This window comes from Thiopseudomonas alkaliphila (assembly GCF_001267175.1).
Taxonomy (GTDB): domain Bacteria; phylum Pseudomonadota; class Gammaproteobacteria; order Pseudomonadales; family Pseudomonadaceae; genus Oblitimonas; species Oblitimonas alkaliphila.
The window spans coordinates 323,280-344,023 of record NZ_CP012358.1; the positions used below are offsets into that span (position 1 = coordinate 323,280).

The 20,744-nt window shown below is 46.7% G+C and carries 17 protein-coding genes; all 17 read right to left on the bottom strand.

Features of this window, described 5'->3' with window-relative positions; genetic code table 11:
- Positions 1-19 precede the first annotated feature (19 nt).
- Positions 20-1,564 (bottom strand): formylglycine-generating enzyme family protein, encoded by a 1,545-nt coding sequence (locus tag AKN87_RS01580; RefSeq protein ID WP_053102268.1) that lies wholly within the window; start codon positions 1,562-1,564, stop codon positions 20-22.
- A complete protein-coding gene (locus AKN87_RS01585; RefSeq protein ID WP_373331730.1) occupies positions 1,554-2,777 on the bottom strand; it encodes an ABC transporter permease in 1,224 nt (407 codons plus the stop codon). Before AKN87_RS01585 ends, AKN87_RS01580 begins: the two co-directional genes overlap by 11 nt.
- Positions 2,761-3,459: an ABC transporter ATP-binding protein gene (locus tag AKN87_RS01590; protein ID WP_053102269.1), complete on the bottom strand. Its 699-nt coding sequence runs from the start codon at positions 3,457-3,459 to the stop codon at positions 2,761-2,763. Before AKN87_RS01590 ends, AKN87_RS01585 begins: the two co-directional genes overlap by 17 nt.
- Positions 3,459-5,402: a vWA domain-containing protein gene (locus tag AKN87_RS01595; protein ID WP_053102270.1), complete on the bottom strand. Its 1,944-nt coding sequence runs from the start codon at positions 5,400-5,402 to the stop codon at positions 3,459-3,461. The genes AKN87_RS01590 and AKN87_RS01595 overlap by 1 nt, the downstream gene beginning before the upstream one ends.
- Positions 5,399-6,484 (bottom strand): hypothetical protein, encoded by a 1,086-nt coding sequence (locus AKN87_RS01600; protein WP_053102271.1) that lies wholly within the window; start codon positions 6,482-6,484, stop codon positions 5,399-5,401. Before AKN87_RS01600 ends, AKN87_RS01595 begins: the two co-directional genes overlap by 4 nt.
- Before the next feature lie 2 nt (positions 6,485-6,486).
- A complete protein-coding gene (locus AKN87_RS01605; protein ID WP_053102272.1) occupies positions 6,487-9,222 on the bottom strand; it encodes a putative virulence factor in 2,736 nt (911 codons plus the stop codon).
- Entirely contained in the window at positions 9,219-12,317 is a 3,099-nt protein-coding gene (locus tag AKN87_RS01610) for a virulence factor SrfB (protein ID WP_053102273.1), read from the bottom strand. Before AKN87_RS01610 ends, AKN87_RS01605 begins: the two co-directional genes overlap by 4 nt.
- Before the next feature lie 17 nt (positions 12,318-12,334).
- Positions 12,335-13,882, bottom strand: a complete 1,548-nt coding sequence (locus AKN87_RS01615) for an SrfA family protein (protein WP_053102274.1) — start codon at positions 13,880-13,882, stop codon at positions 12,335-12,337.
- Positions 13,883-14,206: 324 nt separating this feature from the next.
- Positions 14,207-14,878: an IrmA family protein gene (locus AKN87_RS01620; protein WP_053102275.1), complete on the bottom strand. Its 672-nt coding sequence runs from the start codon at positions 14,876-14,878 to the stop codon at positions 14,207-14,209.
- 185 nt (positions 14,879-15,063) lie between these two features.
- Positions 15,064-15,969 carry a sigma-70 family RNA polymerase sigma factor gene (locus AKN87_RS01625; RefSeq protein ID WP_053102276.1) on the bottom strand — a complete coding sequence of 302 codons (906 nt, stop codon included), beginning with the start codon at positions 15,967-15,969 and terminating at the stop codon, positions 15,064-15,066.
- Between the two features lie 542 nt (positions 15,970-16,511).
- Complete coding sequence (locus AKN87_RS01630; RefSeq protein ID WP_053102277.1) at positions 16,512-17,666, bottom strand: tyrosine-type recombinase/integrase; 1,155 nt, start codon at positions 17,664-17,666, stop codon at positions 16,512-16,514.
- A gap of 168 nt (positions 17,667-17,834) precedes the next feature.
- Positions 17,835-18,725 carry a hypothetical protein gene (locus AKN87_RS01635; RefSeq protein ID WP_053101739.1) on the bottom strand — a complete coding sequence of 297 codons (891 nt, stop codon included), beginning with the start codon at positions 18,723-18,725 and terminating at the stop codon, positions 17,835-17,837.
- Positions 18,726-18,821: 96 nt separating this feature from the next.
- Entirely contained in the window at positions 18,822-19,202 is a 381-nt protein-coding gene (locus AKN87_RS01640) for a hypothetical protein (RefSeq protein WP_148561483.1), read from the bottom strand.
- 65 nt (positions 19,203-19,267) lie between these two features.
- The gene (locus AKN87_RS01645; RefSeq protein ID WP_053101741.1) at positions 19,268-19,510 is read right to left on the bottom strand and encodes a hypothetical protein; all 243 of its coding nucleotides are present in this window, start codon (positions 19,508-19,510) and stop codon (positions 19,268-19,270) included.
- 10 nt (positions 19,511-19,520) lie between these two features.
- On the bottom strand, positions 19,521-20,225 hold the full coding sequence (locus tag AKN87_RS01650; protein WP_053101742.1) for a DUF2786 domain-containing protein: 705 nt from the start codon (positions 20,223-20,225) through the stop codon (positions 19,521-19,523).
- Positions 20,226-20,375: 150 nt separating this feature from the next.
- Positions 20,376-20,579: a DUF7167 family protein gene (locus AKN87_RS01655; protein WP_053101743.1), complete on the bottom strand. Its 204-nt coding sequence runs from the start codon at positions 20,577-20,579 to the stop codon at positions 20,376-20,378.
- On the bottom strand, positions 20,576-20,710 hold the full coding sequence (locus tag AKN87_RS12475; protein ID WP_269414157.1) for a hypothetical protein: 135 nt from the start codon (positions 20,708-20,710) through the stop codon (positions 20,576-20,578). The genes AKN87_RS01655 and AKN87_RS12475 overlap by 4 nt, the downstream gene beginning before the upstream one ends.
- Positions 20,711-20,744 lie beyond the last annotated feature (34 nt).

Below are 20,744 nucleotides of genomic sequence, written 5' to 3' on the forward strand. Positions count from 1 at the left end.
AACAATCATCCTATTTGAGTTATAAAGATTTGATTGATTTACAGCTGTTCAGCCATAACTCTTGAGTGATATTTTTTGACTTAAAGTAGTCTTGTTGGTTTTTCCAGTGAGTTTCTAGAAATGGTTTTAGCTCAACTAGTTTCGGATTGCGCTGAATCAGTTCCAGCATCACTGGGTATTCGTTGCTGATGGCTTGTTGGCCATACAGTTTAGCCGAGTCAATCAAACTGCTGGCGTAATAATTACTGACGCCTTGTAAGCGACCTTGCTGATCCTGTAAGCGCTCTTTACGCATCTCACAGGTACTATCAGGCGTTTCAATTTCGCAGTTGGTTTTATAGTTTTCGCTGATGAAATCAAAGTGCTGGCCATCATCAAGCAGTTTGGTGCATAAAAAAGCCCCAAGATTAAGACTGGCACGAATCGCTTGGCTACGGCTTTCTTCTTGTAACTGATTGCTGACGCGTAACTGGTTTTCTAGCTCTTTGAGCTGTTTTTTAAGCTTTTCGTCTTCGACACTGGCTGATAACTGCGTCAGTGCTTGGGTGGCTTGTTGGCTGCCATCTTGTTCATTGCCGGAGCCAAGATTGTTCCAGCTACGCTCAATTTCTTGCACCCGCTCACGGGAAGTCATTGAAGGGGCAGATAAGACGAAGCGAAAGCCTGTTGTTTTAGTGGTGCGTTCACCTTCTTCGTTATAGAAGCTTTCTTCTACGCGGAGGGAGCTGCGAATATCATCCGTTGTACTTAAGAAATTACCACCACGGATGGTATAGCCGCCGGCCTGGCCATGTTCACGATTGAGTTTGTTTAAGCGAAACGACTCAAACATCATTTCCGAGGCGTTGCCGAGCATATCGTGCAGCCCTAGGGGGTTTGGTTTCAGGAGTCCAGCTAACTGTAAGTTGCCATTGGCAGACTGTGCACCTGCGTACCATTCGTAGTTATTCAGCCCGTCTGGCATGGGGTAGCGGGTCTCTTGATATTCAGCGCTAGTGACTTCAATGCCGCCGCGGGCAGCAAACTCCCATTCGGCTTCAGTGGGTAAGCGCACGAAACCAAAGACCTGGTCTTCTTGGGGTAACTGATCTTTGGCTTCTTTACGTAGCCAAATATTGTACTGATTAGCAGCGTTCATTGCCTGCATCCAGCTTTTATTTACTGCAGGTAAACGAAGCTTATTAGAGCTGCTAACACACTCACTGTCAGTCAGTGCTTTATATTGCAGTTCGGTCACTTCGTACTTGGACATCAAATAATAGCGCGCATTACCTTTAGCTTCAGTAAAAGTACCGGCGATATAATCGTCACGGGCGTTTTCTAAGAAGCCAAGCTCATCACGCTGTTGGCCTAGTTGGATGGGTAAGTCGGCCAGCGGGTTAATATTTGGCGTATAAACTTTGCGAAACACCATGGAACCGCCGCATGGCATCGGTAAAATAACATCGTCAGCGGCTGGCGCGGGGTTAAAGTGTTTTTCCGCCCATTGGCCATCAGCTTGAGCCAGCGCGCTGTAAAGGACAGCGGTGAGTAGGGTTAAGTTAAATGCAGGTTTATAGTTCACGTAAACTCTCCGCCGGTTGAATCCGTACTGCGCGTAAGGCTCCGATCATGGAGACAAATAGCGCGATGATAATGGTTAATGCTAGAGCGATTAGCCCGTGGGCTAGGGTGATCTTGGCAGCAAACTGGTTGGTGGTTTGATGGCTGGTTAATAATTGATTAAATAACTGGCTCCCTATGGCATACATGGCTAAGCCTGCTAAGTAGGCCAATAGAGTAATCAGTAATGCTTGCAGCATCACATACAGCGCAACGGCAGTATGGTTAAAGCCAAGTAAGCGCAGTACCGCTAAGTCTTTGCGTTTACGGTCAATGTTGGCTAAAAATGCGCCAATTAATGAGGCAATACAGCCGATTAAAGCGGTTAAGGCAATCACTGCAAAAATTAAACTCAATACCTGATTAATGGCTTTCACTGATTCAATTTCTGCGAGGCGACTATTGCTTTCAATATGTTGCTCAAGCAGCCAGTCACTTAAGGGCGCGACGCTATCAATGTGGCTGGCATACATGCGCACTTTAGAAAAGCTAACTGGGCGTTGGCTTAACGGCGCTCCAGTGTCGAGGCCAAACTCAGGTAGGTGAAAACCATCACGAAACTGTTCCAGCTTAATCAGTAGCGGCAAGCTGACAAAAGCAGCGGGGCGGCTGAAACGACTGGCCGGTAAGATCTCAACCACTTCTAGAAGCAGTTCGGCGCGCTCATTTTTATTATTTAATTTGCGTAGAGCCCGTAGCTGAATGTGGTCACCTACTTGGGCGGCAAGTTTTTGCGCAGCAGTATGGCTCAAAATAGCTTGTGTGTTTGAGAGTGCGCTCAGTGGTGTGGCCAATAAGGGATCCTGGGCTGCGGTCGGGATAATCTCAGCATGCTCAACAAAGTGGCGGCTATCCATGCGTAAATCAGCTTGGGTATTTAAAGAGCGCGTTTGCCCAATGGCAAAGCCAATATCCGAGCGGGCTTTGAGTTGCTCAATCCAATCGAGTGAGTACTCACCACTCGATAGCATTTTAACTTCTAGATTACGCGGATCGCTCAACAGCTCGTTTTGGAGTTGATTAATGACCCCATGTTTTAAGCCAAATAATAGCAACAGTGGGGCGATGACCGCGACTAAAGAGGCAGCAATACAAAAGGAGACTTTACGATCGTGCCAAAGGTCTTGACTGGCTAACCCCAAGAGGAGCGCCATGCGTTTAATCAGCGAGTTCAAAGCGACTGACTCCTGGTTGGCTGATGGCGTGTAATATTGGCAATTTAAACTCGCGCACTAAGCTCCAGTCGTGGGAGACAATCAGTGCGCTTAATTGCAGCTGTTCAACCAGCTCTAATAATAAATTAAACAGTCGGCGGGCATTGTGTGGGTCAAGTGCTGCAGTCGGCTCATCGGCCAGCAGTAATTGCGGGTGGTGCGCGAGCGCACGGACACAGGCGACCCGTTGCCGTTCACCAATTGATAAGGCACTTGGCAGTTTGCTCAGTAAATGGCCAAGGCTTAAGACTTCAATGGCGCGCTCCACCGCTTGGCTATGGGGGGCTTGAGATAATAAGCGCCGGGGTAGATAAATGTTATCCCGCACAGATAAAAATGGCAGTAAACCACCGTTTTGCAGGACAAAGCCTAGCTGGCGCGCCCGGATTTCGGCCAAAGCGCTATGGTCTTGGCGTTGATACAATTCGGCAATATTTAGCCGCGGCTGACCGAGGCTAAACTCGCTTAATTGCTGTGGCTCTAGCAGTAGGCCGATGGATTCGAGCAGGGTACTTTTACCACAGCCGCTTTCACCGGTGATGGCGATGATTTGCCCCGCTTTTAACTCAAACTGGGGCAGTTGGACGCGGTGTTGCTGAATCCCTTCACCGCGTACCACTTCTAGTCCTTTAATTGACAGCATTAAGGCATCATCTCCAGCGGCACTGGGTAGACGTCTTCACGCGAGTCAGCCTCAGGCGATAACTTAACCCAGCGATCGGCATCTTGGTTATAGCGGCGGTAGTGGTTGAGTTTAGTGCCCAGTGTCCGGACAAATTTCTCCTGGGCTAAACCGTCCATGCTTTTCCAAGTATCTTCATCAAGGTTCAGTACTTCACTTTGGTAAGGCAAGTCTTCTAAGTACTCTGCCATTAAGCCTAGTTCAGCGAGCTTTACATTGTCTTTTTGGTTGAGCTGGTTAGGGTCAGCACCCATCGTGGCTGCCACCGAGCGTAACTGCTCGAACATTTCATTGGGCGAAATAATCCCTTCATTAGCAATAGTTAAAATTTCTTTCATGGTGTCACTTAAATCGCTCAGTTGCGATTTAGTTAGCAGTACTCGCACATCGGTGGTGGGAATATTTTGCTGCACCAGATCACGGTCACTAATCCAGGCTTCAAACACAGGAGGCGCTGAGGTGCCGGTTTTTTGCCCCAAGTAGGCCAGCTGCATGGCATGGCCAATCAGTTTGGCATCGGCTAATAGCTTATCTTCTTCAGCTGAAGACTGTGCGTGGCTTGCGCTACCTACAGAATCTTCACCGGTGTAAGCGGCTTTAACTTGGTTGGTAATAGCGCTGGCCAAGGCATCGACTTTTTTCCCAAACTCGTTAACATCGCCAGCATTGACCGGATAGTAAAGCGAGGTATTGGTGGGCGTGTAGGTCGAGAGTGCTTGATATTGCGCTTCTGCGCGGGCGTGATCTTTTACCCCGGCCGGAGTTTTTAGGTGCAGGGTGTAGATTGCTACTCCAGGTTTGCTGGCTTCAATTCGGACTTGATCGGGGTTGAGTCCGGTGGAGCTGAGAGGGTCATCACCCTCCATGCCGCTGGCGTCAGTAATCAAAACAATGTAGCGTGCCCCAAACTGATTCCAGTCAATTTGATCCAGCGCATGCATCACCCCAGCTAACGGGTCTTCATACCAGTAAGCGGTAGAAACGGTGGCTTGTTTTAAGTCTTTGATTTTGTTTAAAAAATCTTTACCATCTTGAACCTCATTAGGGTCAGCGTACATGCGGCTGAGGTATTCCAGCTTCGGCCGATCTTTTAAGCTACTGCGAAAGGAGACTAAGCCAAACTTAACTTGCTCACCTAAGTTTTCTTGCTCAACCCGTTGATAAATATCCTGTACCGCTTGGCGTGTACGCTCAATGTAGGGCTGCATAGAAATGGTCGAGTCGATAACAAACACCACCGCCGCGCTGAACTCTTTCAGTTGGCTGGTGGTGTGAGTCGCTGAGCTTTCTTGCTCATCTTTACTAACTGAGGCGACATTTAATATCCGCGTGCGAAAGCCTTCTTCGGTCATTACTTCTTCACCGCTTAAGATGGGCAGTAAGTAGAAGTTGTCTTTTAGGTCAATAAAGAACTCAGGTTCCTGGGCCAAGATTCCCTCAGCGCTGTTCTTACTTGCGAGGGCTTGGCGTAAAGGGGCTACTTCGGCATCGGGCTGGCCAGAGTCTAAGATGTGCTCGAGGGTTTCACGGTCTTTAAAAAATAGCAGGCGATCACGGTTGGCAGGGTTAGTAAACGCCAGCGTTAACTGCATTTTCCAATCCACGGTGCAGCTTGCCGGTAACCAACCCACGGTTTTACCAAAACTATCGGGTCCAACTTTGAGCCACTCGCTACCTGCGGCTTGTTCGCGCTGATAAACATAAAAACGGCTAAACGCCGGTTGCGCAGTGCCTGAGGTTTCGCCAGCGTTACTTGCTAAAGTACAGCTAGGATTGGTCAGCACTCGTTGATAAAGGGTTTTTTTACCTTCTTGCAACAACGGTTTATCAGCGGCGACGACAGGCGCTGCTATGAGGGAACTCAGGATTAAGCCCAGGGCTAGCGTAAGGGGGGAGAAGTTCATGGTTCTAGTTCCTCTAAACGTTGTTGCGCTTCGCTATTGCTTTCATCATGACTGAGCACAGTGCTGTACCAGTAGGCTGCTGTTTCAGCATCTGCAGCCTGAAAGCACTCATTAGCTTGATAGTACGTTGGGTCATACTCCTTCGCGTAGGCTAAGGCGATAGCCACATCACCCGATTGCGCGCGGTTGGCGTACAAGCGCTGGGCAATCCCACAATGATTATTGGCTTTAGCTTGTTGAATCACGCTTAAGATCGCTTGGCTATCAGTGGTGTCTTTTAAGCATGCTTGGATAAAAGCCAACTCATTGCTGCTTTGCATATTATCAAGCGCGCAGGGTGAAGCCTTTGCTGGGCTGGCTGGGGCCTCTGCTGTTTGTTCAGCTTGTGGGGCAGCTGCTGCTGGCAAGAGGCCGGATTTTTGAGTAAGCCACCACGCTGCGCCAGCAAGGGCCGCTAAAATCAGCACGATCAATAGCACAATTAAGGCAATAGCAGGGCGCTTAGATTTAGCTGCAGGATTAGCCGCAGCTGATGAGCGAGGTTCAGCTGCAGCAGTTGCAGAGACGTCCACCTCCGCAGCCACATGGGGCAGCTCAGGCTCAGTTTCCGCCATGCGTTCTACCGTTTCTGCTTCAGCTACGGGTTCAGGTTCTGGCGTAGCAGCCACTTCAGGCGTGCTGAGCGTGCTCGAGCTATCGATATTTTGTTGGCTACCAAGTGCGCTAGAGGGCAATAAATCAGGGGCAACAACCAGACGCCCGCGATCCATTTCGCCCATTGAGTTCTTCGCTTTCACCATAAAGCTGGCATTTACGTTTTCCAGTAACGGATCTACTAAATCCTGACCAATGTTGGCACTGTATAGCCCTTCGGCGACCGTGCTTAACTCTGGCAACTCAAACCAATATTCATTCGTGCTCCAGCTACCGGAGTTACCATGTAAATAGCCTTCATCGGTATTGCGTTGAATGCTAATACTTAAGTTATCAGGACTTTTATCTTTCCAGCGTTTGATGATCAGCTGGGCCTGGCCTGGGATATTGCCTTGGGCTAAAGGCTTAAGTTCGATAGAAATTGCCATAGTTAGGAAACCTTAATGCAGTTAATCACAAAGCCAAGTGCGCTATTTTGCTCTGGTGTAATTTCGCGCCCTTCAGTATGGCCTGCGTTATTAATGGTGATGTCAGCGATACTGAACAGCCAGTCATTGATGTATTCATAGCCTGGTTTTTCTTGTTCAATAACTTGCTCAGGTAAGTTGGGTAAGTCCGCCGGGCCTTGTGTGTCATAAAAATCAAAGACATTACCGGGAAGATTAAGCATGCGTTTAGCGCGCTGTTCACTGCTGAGATCTAAGTTGCCTAGCCAGGCAGTATAATCTTGAAAAATCATTTGCGTGTTTAGCAGCTGCTTATTAACGGTTTGCTCACGACGTAAGCCCGTCTTAGCATGGGCTAATAATGCTTGAGCAATTTTTTCTTCAAGCTTGTAGCGGTAGCTGGCGCTAATGATTTCATCCGCGAGGGCACTGATGACGCGTGGATCTAGCGTTAATAGTTTGGCTAGTTCGGTGCGTTCAGAGAGGGAGCGTAGGTGCGAGACCCACAAACTGAAAGCGGCCTTGGCAAAGCGTGACTCGTGACTATTTAAGTTAGTGCTAATAACGGGCTGAGCCGGGGCGGCAGGGGTTGGATCAGTGCTAAACAAGTCGACATAATCATCATCGTTAGAATTAAACAAATCAATGATTTCAGTTTCTTCAGATGTTTCTTCTACTGAGTCATTTTGCTCATATACGCCACTGAGATACAGATTACGCAGCTGCTCATCAGGAACTTTCAAGTAATGGAGAAGCTCACCAATAATTGCCGGATGGCCTTGTTTTTTTGAGGCACTGTTATTGCGCAGGTGAGAATACAGCATGCTGGCAATTTTACGTTTTTCACTTAAAGCCTCTTCGCCACCGGCTTGGTACCAGCGCTCAAGGTCTTGCAGTAAGCTGGTTTGGCATTGCTCTAATTGCTGTTTGATGCGATCAAGCTTGAAATCAAGGTTGGCGATTTCATTAAAGCTATGGCTAAAACGGCTAATTCCCCCATCATTCAGGGTTAGCATTGCATCCCATGCAGCTTGTGGAGTTGCCACGTGTTGTAGAACGGCAGGTGTAGCGCTAAAGGTCTGCCCCAGTTGGCTTAACTTATCTTGGGTTTGGCCAAGTAAAGCGATTTCATGGTTTTCCGCATCTAGCTCAATAAAGGGGGTTTGTAAGCGTGGTTTGCGGACTAAAAAGGTGTTGTTAAAGGGCTGATTGGGCGCCCATTCCTTCATCCAGTTGAGGTTGCCAAAGCGCTCCATCATGGTCAGCTTGAGCATGTTTTCACAATGCTCAGGGTACTGCTCAGGTTTAAGGTTCAAGGCTTGGGCAATAAAGCCGTCCATCATGGTGAGCGCCCAAATGAGGCCGCAACGATTGGCACGCTGCTCTGGGGTTGCTCCTTGGGTATTGTTGATCCATTGACTAATCACTGGGCCAACGGTGACGACTTCACTTTGTTTGAATGAGCTGGTGCACATCACTAAGGCATTCATTTCTTGCAGTGTGGTGTAGCGCTCAAACAGGTAAGCTACTTTTCCACGTAAGAGTAGCTTGGACACAGGGCTAGAATCATCGCCTTCAGACTCTAATGCATCCTCAATCTTAAGCAGCTTTTGGCGGGTGCGATACCCTGGAAAATCTAAAAGATCAACCTGCTCAACAATTTTATCCTTCGGCGGATTAGCTAAAGGAAAGACCACCTCGGTGGTTAAGGCCGTTAGCTGCGCGGTTAAAATCGTAGTGGGTGTGCCTAATTCGCCTGTTGCAGTCAGGGGGCGTACCTGTAATGGCAGATCGCGCGCGGTCATTAATAGGCTCAGCGTATCTACGTTCATGATGCTATTGGTTTGTACCCAAGCGTCGCCACGAGGCTGCACAATAGCACTAATAGGCGCATAGATAACTTTAGCTAAGTCCAGTTGATGCAGGGCGCTAGCTAACTGGATATAGGTGTCTGTGAGTAGCTTTTGTTGGCCCCATAAAATCGAAAACACCTGGGCTCGCTCAGCAATACTTAGATAGGGTGCCAGGCGAATGAGGCTGGGCCAGTAGTGCATATCTAATTTGCTAGTGGAGCTACGGTAATTAAGCCGCAGGTAATCAGCCAGCGCGACTGTATCTTCAGCAGTAATACCAGGCACGGTTTGACTCAGTGTACGCTCAATGTAGGGGGCTAGTGTTTGCTGAATTAGCGTCTCACTAATTTCAAACTCTACCGCTTCTTGATCAAAATCTTCAAACCAAGCGTTGGCTAAAATAATGGCAATCTCAATTTCATTAAATAACCGAAGTTGTAATGGGTACTGGCTATCTAATAGGGGTTGCTGTTGGTAGGTAAAGCGTGTGACTAAGCCCGTGGCTTCTTTACCGCTGCCAATAGGGTTGAAGTGGTCGATAAAGTTTAAGCGTTGTTGATTGCCAATATCAGTTTCTAATTGGCCTTGGTTATCCGCCGCTAAGGCTGAAATTAAATAGGATTTTCCTGCCTGGGATAAACCAAAGAAACCCACTGTCATTGGAGTGGCCGATACGCGCTTTAAACTATTGGCGAGATTGCGTGCACGGTACAGCTTTAAATTAAACGCATCTGCTTCATTATTGATTTTCGGTGCGCTATCACGTACCTCAGCGATCCACTCTAGCGCTTTGCCAGCGCCTTGGTAAATACTTTCCCAGGCCGAAATTAAGTGCTGTTGTTTAGGGCTTACATTGTTGCTATTCATTTATTTACACTTCCGCTGTCTAGCCAATAGTTAGTGTCTGTACTGAGCATGGTGTTAAGTTCCAAGCGCAAGTCCCGTGGTGAAAAGTCGCCAAAGTTAGCTAACACTTTTTGAATTTCCAGCTCATCACTAGGAATACCTGATTTTTTACTGGCTTTAGAATCGATCACCTTAAAATAAACCTGTAATACAGGAATCCCATCGGCATTCTCTTGTTGCTTGTTATATTTTCTGATGCCACTGGCGGTGAAATTAAGGGTGTATAACGGTGAAGCGCTCCAGCGGGCAATTGGTAGTTGACGGTAGCCCAGTCTCACAGGCCCCCGGAACTCGAGTGGTGGAACATCGATGTCTTCGCCTTGGTTGACGATGGGGAGTTGCATTTTGCTGTCGACTGTTTGGATGTTGTGAAATAACACATCACCTTCACTGATGTAATTGGCGTTATCAATGACGCCAAAATAACGAATCGTGGAGTAGGGCTTTAAGTCGATGGAGCGGAAATAGAAGTTTTGGATATTATGATTCGCCGCCAGTAAGCACAGCATCGCGCCAACTGATGCGGTGGTTTTGGGGTCATTAATCATGCCGTTCTGATGGAAGGGGTACCACCCCCCCGTATGATAATTTTGCATGGCTAAAATGCGCCCAGGATGCACGGGCATATGTCGCCGAATAAAAGACTGGATACCTGGCAGCATCGAGGGACGACCAGTTAATAACAAAATATCGCAAGGGTACTGGCGTGCTACCTCACATAGGGCAGCTAGTGCCGGCATAATTGAAATAGCACCTGAAATAAACTGCTCATTGAGCTTGGCTAAATCAATATCAATATTAATTGCATGCAAATCAAAATGTATGTCTGTGCGCTGCAGCGTGTTTCTTAGTTTGCTCACAACGTACTCTTGAATTGAAGCGCTGGCTGTAGCGCCATTCATTAATTCTTGATAGGTATAGCTACCGCGCTCTACTTGCTGCTCAGGATCGTATTGCTCGTACTTCTTTAAGATGCTGAGGGCAATCGGATAAAACACTTGTACTGTGAGCTGCTGGCGGTACACCTCATCTTGCGCAGTTTGTGACTCTTCACCATAGAGCGCTGAAGCGACTGAGCGAGTTTGCTGATCAGTTAATCCTAGGTTTTTTAGTGCATGCTTAAAACTTGGCAACACAACTTCTTGAATTACATCTAACACAATGTCATCGCCAGCCACTTTGAAGCTATCGCGAAAACGTTGTTTGGGCACAATGTGCACATTACTGCCGGTACTATTGCCGCCCGCGCGATCAAGTCGGTAATCGGTAATCACCAGATCAGAGGTACCGCCACCGATATCAATGGTGGCAATAGTGACTTTTTCTTCTTGCGCTGCTTGCTTTTTATCTGGACGGGTAATCGCCTTAAAAAATTCTTCTGGATGGCCGCCAAAGTGCACATTAATTTCTGTGTAAAGGTAAACCAGCTGGCAGCAAGAGGCTTCGTCCCATTCTACGCTGGTTTTAGGGAGTTGCACGCTGGGAGCTATGTACTCAGGGTGAGTGTCATCAAAGGGCGAGGCATCACCTTGATGCCAACCGAGAGCTTTCCACACCAAGGCAATGGCTTGATTGAGTCGCTCTTCTAAAATAGCGCGCTCGGCCTGTGCCATACCCGGTGGAACGGTCAGGGTGATGCTATTTAAGCGGCGTGGTGTTTCTGTTAACCCTTGGCTGGTCCGTTGGCTGGCGCTATTAATTTGACCCAGCGCTTGGGTCAGAACCTCTGACAGCATAAAGGTCATTAATGAGCGGCGCGAATAGTGTGGCGTAAAAACGGGCAGACGTTCATCATCTTCATAGCTGTCTTTCAGCGGTACATATAGCGCTTCACCAAGATCATCAATGTAGTGTAATAAGGGGGCTGCGGTGGCATGGGGTTCAAGACCGTCTACTCGATTACTGCTATTGAAGCGCCAGCCGCTTTCATAGTGGTTGGCATCCCAGAGATAGCGCTTAGGGCTAGAAATACCGGTGTAACCTTGGGTACCGCTGCGTTGACTGGCTAAGCGATTAGCCTCACTGCCGACGCGGGCAATGGTCGGCCAAAGAAATGCATTATTGCGGCCACTTTTAATCGCAAAGTTTTCCTTACCAAAATTAGCTTGGGAAAATTCAATTCGGCTTTCAAAGGGATGGTTGTAGACGCGCTCGGGATGAGACAAATCACGTAACTGCAAAATGTAGTTGTGTTTTAGTCCAGAATCTACTTGCTCGCGCTGTTCAATCAAGATGCCGCAAGTGCGCGAGTTACCAATATCTAGCACTAAGTCCACAGGAATAGCTTTTGTCAGATCTTGTTGGCGGTTACCAATAATGATGATATCGGGGACCTGTACTTTATGCGTCTGTAACGCATTAGGTTTAATACTATTTTGTGTGATTAAACTGAGCAAGTTGAGGTAATGAGCTTGAGGTTCGAAACACTCGAGCGCTTCCTTAAGGTCGTCAATATCTTTATTCAAAGAGTTTTCTTTAAAGATATTTTCTAGCCAGCTATTGACCCATTCTTGAGCTAAAAACCAGTTCGTTTGATCAGCGCCTACCGCCAGCTTAAAAGCGACACCCGCCGAGACATCCTCAGGACTGGGCGCCAAATAAGCACTGTGCTTATTGGACAGCATTAGCTGGGTATCAAAAGCTAAGGTTACGCGATAATTATTACCTTCTAAGTCAGGCTGACTAAGCTTGATAAAGCGAATACGTGCCCAGTTGGCTGGGCCTTGATCGAAGCGGTAGGGTGCAATAAAACGCAGAAAGGGTAAGGGCAGCCAGTGTCCATTAAATAGCTCTAAACTAGCTGCTAGCGGCACTTCAAATTCAGGTGTGCGCTTAACAAAGTTTTCAATGCTGTTTTCAAGGCCTTTATCGTAGAAGTTAATCTCCGCATCTGGATGGTAAGAAAGTCGTGCGAGCGTGTGGTGAGTGACTTTAGCAAATTCACCGCTTGGCTCTTTTTTAGGGTCTAGTGCAAAGCCAAAGTCTAAAAACTGAATGCCAGTGTTACTAATAAGTGTTGTTTTATTGTTTTCAAATAAAGTTAATTCAGGAAGCATTGTTTATCAGTCCGTAGTTATTGAGCGTTGCGCATAGAGATGGGAAAACGTGCTGTACCATAGCTGCCGGTACAGTCCGCTACTGAAGTGGCGCCTGATGCGCAGGTAATGCTTGGCATATCAAAGCTATTTCCGTCAGGGCAACGCGCTTGGCCTTGGCTATTAATCGCAAGCTGTCCATTGCTCATTTCGGCGTTGACATTGCCGGTGCAGCGAGCGCCGTCAGCACGTTGCACCGTGACCTGACCTTGCCCGTTGGTAAAGGCGTACTCCAAGCGTAAAGGTTTGCCTGTGGTTTTATCTTGAATACCAGCACCTGCTTTCCATTTACCGTTTAAAAAGTCAGCGGGCCCATTTTTAGCCGATGTTGGAATGTGTAATGGCTCGCCTAAGCGGGGTGGTTCTGCCATTGCTGGATTAGTTTCATCGAGTGTGGGAGGGGTAAAATCGGGTGCGCTCTCTGTTACCGGCTCGGTAGGAGGTTCTGCGGCGTTGAGTGGTGGCTCTTGCGTCGCTGCAATGGCTTCTTCTCCCGCGCTTGGCTCAGCTATTTCCGCGTCTGGAGTGCTAGGTGCTGGTAGCTCAGGCTCAGGTACAAGCGCTGGCACGGGTAGTTGCTCGCTTAACGGATTATTTTCTACAGCGTTAGGGGCTGTAGAAGATGGGCTTGCAGCATTGAGTTGCGGTGCATTAAGACGGGGTAAATCAATGCTGGAGGCAGTGAGCGCAGGCGTGCTCCAGTTACGGGTAAGGTCCGGCATACCCAGCTGAGCTGCCAGATTCGGGCTGCAATAGCGCAGTCCAAATAGTAGCCATAACGCCAGCAATAACAGTAGCAAAGGTAATAACCACCACCAGCGTCGCCACCACGGTTTTTGTATAGTAGGAACTGGCGCAATGACAGGTTGTGTCTTGGGGGGCATTATTTCTCGAGCAAGTGTGCTAGTAGGAGGGCTGACAGGCTTCGCAGCTGGCTGAACTGTTTTGGGCTGACTGGGAAACAGTGGAAGTAAAGGGTCAGTGGGTAGTAGTGCATTAGGTAAAGTAAAACCCCAAAAGGTAAGCACCGGGTAACCATTGACCAGATAAACATAGTCGGGGCTAGGCGTGTAAAGCACCTTGCTGAGTAGTTTGGCGAAAACCTGTAAATCAATCGAGCCCGAAAGACTTGGTGGCTGTTGGCTAAGGCGTTGCTCGGTTTCTTGGATAAAGTGATTAAGTTTGGCTTCAAAGGCACGTAGATGCTGTCTAGCCTGATCTTGTTCTTCATCACTAGCCGCATTCCAAGCAATCACCGGGCCGGGGAAAGAGCTGTACCAATCAATGGTATCGGCTAATTGATCGGCTTGGGGAATAGCTAAAAAGTCAGCGTATGTCAGGGATGGGGCAGGGTGTTGCGGATTATCTAAGGTGGAGATGTTACTTAGCTTACGTTTAATCGACTCACGTAGCTGTTGCGCCATTTTAAATACAGGCTGGCCAACTTCACCGAGAGGACTGTAGTCACCACTTCTTCCTGAACGTAATAGTGGACCGGTTAATCCACTAAACGATGAATGCGTCATCGGCCTGCTCCCAAGCATTAATTTAACTGTATCGATTATGTTGCAACGGATAATAAAGCATTTATATAAGAATTGGAAAAATGCTAAGTATAAGGGGCTAATAAATAAATCCAAATCAGGTGCATTTACGTGGCGCTTAATTATCAGTTAATAGCAGTTTTTGATTGCTGGCATTGACTTGAGTAGCGCTTGCTTTGCGACAAAGAGTCGCAAGGAGGCTGGATTTAAAACTGCTATTCTAATTAAAAGACGACTGCCTAATCGTCGCGCACTCTAATAGCCCCAGCCTAATCAACTGGGGCTATTGAGTTTTAGCTAAAAAATTTATTTGAGTCGAATTCGATTGTGGTAAAGATAGCCTACCTGGCCTGTAGGAGTGCAGATCTGCCACCAGTTGCCTTTTTGTTGAAAGGTATAGAAGTGCTCTTGTTCAAAGAGTTTCTCAATTACCTGACTTTGGGCATTAGGTTGAGCGCGAATATTGCTATAACCGTCTTGATCTTGGATCACTGCCGGCTGCTTAAACTTAGGATAGTTACAGGCGTTGGTTGGCGCTTGAGTGGGTGCCAGTGACAGCGCTAAGCGTGTCATCTCATTAACCTGCAGTGCTTGCTGTGCCAGTAAGTCATAATTTTGTTGGTTGACGCGGGCATAGGCTTCGGTCACAACTAAGTGTAAGGAATCATCACAGGCGAGCTCGCTTTCCCAGAGTGCATGCTCATAGCGGTCAGCATTCGACTCATTAAAAGCCTCAGTTGTGAGAGTAAAGGTTTCCACTATCTGCTGGTGCGGATTAATTGCCTGCAGCTTAAGCTGTACTTGTTCAATCGGGATGGTTAGCCCGCCACCACCGTCTAAAGTAAAGTGTGCAGCACACATACCTTGACCGGCCCAGACAGTATCTGTGTGCCACAAGTTGATTGGTGTGAGTGATTGAGCGTTTGCCGTTAATAGTGCTGTGGTAATCCCAATGAGTGTAGTTGATAAGTGTTGCATACCCAGATCCTTCTTTGTCGATAGTGATTAATAGATCTCAATAGTTAAACTAAGGAGGCGACAAAGCGTGATGCTAAACAACAGGTACAGCTTGATCTGTATCATTCATTAGGTGGAGATTGTTCGTGAGTCTGGTGGGGTAGAAAAACGGTTGAGTCGGGTGGTGAGTCAACCGTTATTTAGAGTTAGGTAAGTTCTTCGGTATCAAATGTTGGTTTAAAATCATCAAAGTCTAGATTCTGCTGCAAAAGTAATTCTTTGAGTTTATTTAAGGCTAGCTTTTCTAGTTGGCGAGTGCGCTCTCTGGTTAAACCAATTTGTTGGCCTAGCTTTTCAAGTGTAGGGCGCTCATCGGAATGAAAGCGTTGCTCAATAATAAAGCGTTCGCGCTCAGGTAGTTGTGCTAATATGTGTTGCATGAACTTATTAAAGTGCTCTGTATCAACAATTGCGCAGGGTTTATAGTGCTTATCTACAGCAAGAGTATTGATCAGATTCAGAGTGCCACTTTCGTTGTATTCTTGATTTAGTGATAGTACTTCTTGGTGCAGGCTGAGTAAGTGAACGATGTAAGCAGCTGGTCTGTTTAAGTGCAAGCCTAATAAGTCAATGGTGCTGGCTTTTAGCGATTCACCTGTATGATGTTTATGTAAGTAAACGAGAGCTTTTTTGAGTTCCTTGGCTACATCAATGGGAAGTCGAACAGTCTTGTTTTGATATATCAAATAAGACTTGATGTAATGTTTGATCCACCAGCTAGCGTAGGTTGAAAAGCGAAAGCCTTTTTTAGGGTCAAATTTATCAAGTGCGTGAATTAATCCCAGATTACCTTCAGCAGTTAGTTCTGCTAAAGGTAGGCTGGGGTGTTTATAGCGCTTAGCAATATTGATTACTAGGCGTAAATTACTTTCAATCATAATTTTCCGCCCCTCTTTATCGCCATTTTTAGCGCGTGTTGCGTAGTCTGCTTCTTGTTCTTTGCTAAGAAGAGGAATATGACTAAGATCTTTTAAATAAAGTTGAAATAAGTCTGGCTGATATTGAGATCCATTATCTAAGATATTTTTTATTGTTTTTTTATCACTTGCCATTGTCGTGCCCTCGATGAGGTAATGAAAAGTGTAGGTAAGTGCTACACTGAACAGTGGAGGCATAGTCATTTGAAGCGCATGGAAAGCTACCTATGATTTAGTGGATAATTAGCAGGAAGCAAATAACTTTATAAAATAATAATTTATACTACGTTACTTATGATTTTATTTAGAAAGATTATCATTATTTTATAGTGGTAGGTGGGTGTGGTTCTGAAGAGTTTAGCGTGCTTGCTAAAAGAGTTTGAATGTGTGTTTTCAATTATTTCTATAATGAGGCGTTTTATTTGATTGATAGCTTTTCTATTAATTATCAGCTATAAAAAAGCCCCAGTTAAGGGGCTTCTTTCTAGTAAAACAATGCTGCCCAAATGGAGTTAAAACTACTCTAAACAGGTATCATTTTTGGGTATTGTAAAAACGTAAGTGCTTGATTTTACTAGGTTTGTTTGGTGGAGCCGGGGGGATTTGAACCACCGGTTAAACCTTGATTTATAACGGTTTTTTGAGTAACCATGCCCAAAAGCTGCCCATACTGTTTTTTAATCCTTTACAGCATCTGAAAACAAAGCAACCGCCTTATCGCCAGATGTGTCATTTTCGCTAGGTATCCAACGCCCATAAATTCTAGCAATCATGGTCCAGTCGCGGTGGCCCATCTGCTTTGCTACCCACATAGGGTGCTCACCTGCTGTAAGCATCATTGAAGCATAAGTGTGCCTTGTTTGGTATGGGTTCCTATAGCGTACTCCGGCTTTTTTAAGAGTCGGAATCCAAAAGCTTTTGCGTAGCACCTGGTCACCGGTATATGGCTGCTCATATCTCGGGTCGTGAAAAACTTCTTCACCTATCGGGTAGGTGTATTCTTTTTGGTTTTCTAACGCATCTAGTGCTGGTGGTAGCAGCTTAACGTCACGCATACCGCTAGCTGTTTTAGGCAACTCTGCTTCCTTTGCAGCTGATGTTTTAGCTTTGGATATGCGCACCTCATTTCTCAGCCAATCAATGTCATTCCATTGCAGTGCAATCAATTCGCTGGTGCGTAAACCAGTCCATAAAGCAAACTGTAGAAAGTTTTTATATTGGCCAATAGCAGCCGCCAAGATTGCAGCTTGCTCTTGCTGGGTGAAAGGATCGATCTGATCTTCAGTTTTAGGGCGTTCTTTAACAGTGTATGACCAGCCGGTCAGCGGGTTAATCTCTATCATTTCGTCATCAACGGCATGATTAAGCGCTGAGCGTAAGCAGCTTTGAATGTTCAGTAGGCGCTTATTTGAAGCATCAAACTTACTGAGCATGCTTCGTATATCTTTGCGACTGAGCATTATCAAAGGGATATGGCCCAAGTTGGGAATCAGCACGCCGTTGATGATTTTACGATAGCCTTCCAAAGTACTGGCTTTTAACACTGGCTCTTTTTGCTCGAGCCAGTGTTCTAGGTAATTTTCTAGTGAAACTTGGCCAGAACTAAAGCCAAAAGATTTGGCATGTTTTGAGTGGGGGAAGGTCACGGCGTAATCAAAGGTGCCGTTAAAGATAGCTAGCTCGATTGAAGCCTTAAACTTTGCTGCTTTTTTTAAATTAGCGGGGGTGGGCTCAAGTGGGAGGCGTTCACGGAACCGGCGCCCTTTATACCGAAAGTCGATCTGGATCGACGTTGCTGAAACTGCTTGTACTCCGCTGAGCTTTCTACCCATTCTGCGTAACCCTCCACGCTAATCAGATTCCTACCGTCAGGTGCCTTAAACCACACCAAGTCTTCAGGCCAAATGTTGTCAGCGATCTTTTTACGTATCGCTGCTTCTGTGTAGCCGCTTTCTTTTGAAAACTGCCTAATAGTCTTGTACTTAACCATTAAAGGTCTCCTATGCAGCTTTTTTGAGTTTTTGAACTATTGCCTTTGCTTTCTCGTACATCCACAAGTCAGTGGCTTTAGTTAGCACAGCTGCTGTTCTGCGCTGTGCTTCATCCAGCAAGTCGCTGTATTCTTTTAAGAGGCGGCGGGTGTAGCTGCGCGATAATTTGATTTGCAGGCACACCTGGTCAATTGTTTGACCTTGCTGCATTAGCTCGTATATCTGCTGGCGCTTAGCAAAGCATTTAGCTTTTGACTCTTCTTCAAGCAGTGCGCGAAAGGCTATAAATAGCGTTTCATAGAGCAGATCCGGCTTTGCTTTGGGGTGCGCAATGATGGGCAAGGTTTTTTGTATTGAATTTGATAGCTGCCACTGCAGCATCGACCAGCCGTGATCGTGGCAAAGCGTGTAAAGCTGATCAAGCTGCTGATCGGTGAAAAGCTGAATCTCATCATCGAGGCTTTTGTTTTGAGTTAACACCGACCCAATCGCTTGTAGATTTTTGCAGTCAATCGAGCGAATAAAATTACCGCTTTCACTATCTAGCTGCTCAAGCAATGTATGCAGCTTGTACTCTTCTTCAGCTTTCAAGTGCAGCGTTTCAAGCCTTTGTTCTTCTGCGTGATCTTGATCGAGTATTGCCGTTGTGGCCGCACTAAACAGCCACGGGTGATCGCTAAAGTCACGGTAAACTTGCTGGGCCATCTTTGGGCTTATGATTGGCTTCATTTTTCGGTACTCAACAAACAGCATCTTGCTGCTGCCATCCGAGTACTGGATGCCTACGCGGCATACACCGCGCAGCATTAAGTTTGCTCGGTTAACTTCGGCGCGCATAGCAAAGCCTTTTACTGGCTTATGCTGTGCGCGGATTTTTTTCGTTTTTGGCTTGCGTGCCATGGCGTGATTCTCCTAATAACGCACCGCAGCGCGTACAGGCTGCACCGCGAGTAGGGCAGCCGCTAACTGGTTTGCGGGTTTTTCTACAGATGGTTTTCATGACTGGCGGCACTCGGCAATAGCTAGAACAAAATCTAGTGGGGTGCATGCCATGATCGGGGTGTAGCCAAGCTTTTGTGCTGCTCGCAGTGTTTTCTTGTTCTGCAGATCAATTTCTTTGAGCACTTGCTGTTGAGCTTTAAAGCGTTGATTAATATCGTTCGCTATTTGCTCTACACGGGCCTTAACTTCCGGGCTTTGTTTTAGGTTTTTTTGGTAGCTTATGCCTGCATACCAGGCTGCCTGCCAGTCTTGCCAGGCGACTTCCACTTCATCGCAAATGTATCTGCCTTGTTTGCGATGTATGTTTTCTGGCTTTTTAGGGAATAGCTGGCGCTCGCGCTGCTCGAACGCAGCACGCATTTTTGTTTTGCTCATAGTGTTTACTCAGAGGACGTTTGCCGCTTTTATGAACTTTGGCGGCCAGTTAACTTAGCGCTGGATTAGCTAAAAAACTGTTGTTTTTGATCGGGCGTAAGGTGCTCAGCGGCGTGGATTAGGCGGGTGATAATGTCCTGCGGTTCGTCGATGCCTGTTTCTTGCATGAGTAGCTCAAGCTTTGCGTTGGTGGTGTGGTACAGCTGAATCTTGATTACTTTTGCTAGCAGTCGCGCTTTGCGCTCTTCTTCTTTTAGTTTGTCGCGTTCGCGCTGCTCTCGTTTGCGTTCTGCAGGTGTTTTGGCCACGACAACCTCCTTAACTGTTGAGTCTTTTAACGGGGGATTGCTGGCCACTCATACCGCTTTGAATGTTGGCTTGCTTGCCATCATTCCATCCTTTCCCCAAAGCGTAGGCTTCTAGAGGACTGTCTTTTATCTTGGGCTTATTAACTTCACGAAACTCACCGCCAGCACCCATATTGAAATGAGTTCGAATAGCTTGGTCTTGAGCGTCTCTGATCTGCTCGGTTATTTGGCTAGCAAATTCGCGCACTTTTTCTGAAACAGCGGCCACCCACGCTATACCGTATGACCGATTAAAAGTCTTGGCTTCTGATGGCTTAAGTTTGAAGTGCTGGTTTTCAAACTCTTTAAGTGAGTCTTTTCGGTTAACCTGTATTTGTCTTACTAGCACATGAATAGCGTAGCTGCATATTTCAGGTGCTGGCGCCTCGCCGGCAATTACAGGATGACTATTACTAAAAACCACACTACAGCCAAAAAAACTGCAGATAACGTTGATCAGATGTTTTTCAGGGATGGTGTATCGGGCTCTGGAGTGCTTGCCGGCAGATGTGTCTAGAACTTCAATTGACGGCAGTTCCGCATCATGCAATGTGATCCCGTGCTTCTCCATCATTGCTTTTGCCTGACGCAAAGCTGCAGCCGCCTCATGCTCGTTTGAAGACTTTGAAAGCGCTAAGCATTTTTTTATGCGCCTCAAAATTCTATCTTTACTCATTAATCACCTCAGAACGGCAGTTTGCATAAAGTCATCATTATTCCTGGCTCAAATAATCTTTTTCGATACGCTTGACCAGTTTATCAATGCGGTGGTTAGTCAACGCAATTAGAAGGAATTGCATTACTAACAGTAAAAGAAACACTCCGGTCATGATTCACCATCCTTAACAACCCAGGCTGAGCAACTAACGTAGTTATCCCGTAGATCAAGTGCCGACTCATTCAGAAATTTATTCTGATCCTGTTCGCTCATGGCTTCCCACTCTGATAGATCTATGAGGATTTCGTCTTCGTGGTCGCCGCCAGTGTAGCCAGTTTCAACCAGCACCTTGATCCTAACTTGATCGCTCATGGTTCACCGCCTTGCTCAAAAACTTGCAAGATCTCAGCCTGCCGCCGAACGGTTTCCATCGCCTGCGGCTCGTAGCTTTCGTGAAACGCTTCACGCATTTCATCTGTCGGAGCCAGTTTGTGTGCATTCATACCTACCTCGTGAAAACTTGATTACCTTGTGATA

What these genes read in the sequence shown, in the direction of transcription:
- AKN87_RS01590 (WP_053102269.1), bottom strand. Translation starts at nt 3,459, where the DNA reads ATGCTGTCAATTAAAGGACTAGAAGTGGTACGCGGTGAAGGGATTCAG.
- AKN87_RS01595 (WP_053102270.1), bottom strand. Translation starts at nt 5,402, where the DNA reads ATGAACTTCTCCCCCCTTACGCTAGCCCTGGGCTTAATCCTGAGTTCC.
- AKN87_RS01600 (WP_053102271.1), bottom strand. Translation starts at nt 6,484, where the DNA reads ATGGCAATTTCTATCGAACTTAAGCCTTTAGCCCAAGGCAATATCCCA.
- AKN87_RS01605 (WP_053102272.1), bottom strand. Translation starts at nt 9,222, where the DNA reads ATGAATAGCAACAATGTAAGCCCTAAACAACAGCACTTAATTTCGGCC.
- AKN87_RS01610 (WP_053102273.1), bottom strand. Translation starts at nt 12,317, where the DNA reads ATGCTTCCTGAATTAACTTTATTTGAAAACAATAAAACAACACTTATT.
- AKN87_RS01615 (WP_053102274.1), bottom strand. Translation starts at nt 13,882, where the DNA reads ATGACGCATTCATCGTTTAGTGGATTAACCGGTCCACTATTACGTTCA.
- AKN87_RS01620 (WP_053102275.1), bottom strand. Translation starts at nt 14,878, where the DNA reads ATGCAACACTTATCAACTACACTCATTGGGATTACCACAGCACTATTA.
- AKN87_RS01625 (WP_053102276.1), bottom strand. Translation starts at nt 15,969, where the DNA reads ATGGCAAGTGATAAAAAAACAATAAAAAATATCTTAGATAATGGATCT.
- AKN87_RS01630 (WP_053102277.1), bottom strand. Translation starts at nt 17,666, where the DNA reads ATGGGTAGAAAGCTCAGCGGAGTACAAGCAGTTTCAGCAACGTCGATC.
- AKN87_RS01635 (WP_053101739.1), bottom strand. Translation starts at nt 18,725, where the DNA reads ATGGCACGCAAGCCAAAAACGAAAAAAATCCGCGCACAGCATAAGCCA.
- AKN87_RS01640 (WP_148561483.1), bottom strand. Translation starts at nt 19,202, where the DNA reads ATGAGCAAAACAAAAATGCGTGCTGCGTTCGAGCAGCGCGAGCGCCAG.
- AKN87_RS01650 (WP_053101742.1), bottom strand. Translation starts at nt 20,225, where the DNA reads ATGAGTAAAGATAGAATTTTGAGGCGCATAAAAAAATGCTTAGCGCTT.
- AKN87_RS01655 (WP_053101743.1), bottom strand. Translation starts at nt 20,579, where the DNA reads ATGAGCGATCAAGTTAGGATCAAGGTGCTGGTTGAAACTGGCTACACT.
- AKN87_RS12475 (WP_269414157.1), bottom strand. Translation starts at nt 20,710, where the DNA reads ATGAATGCACACAAACTGGCTCCGACAGATGAAATGCGTGAAGCGTTT.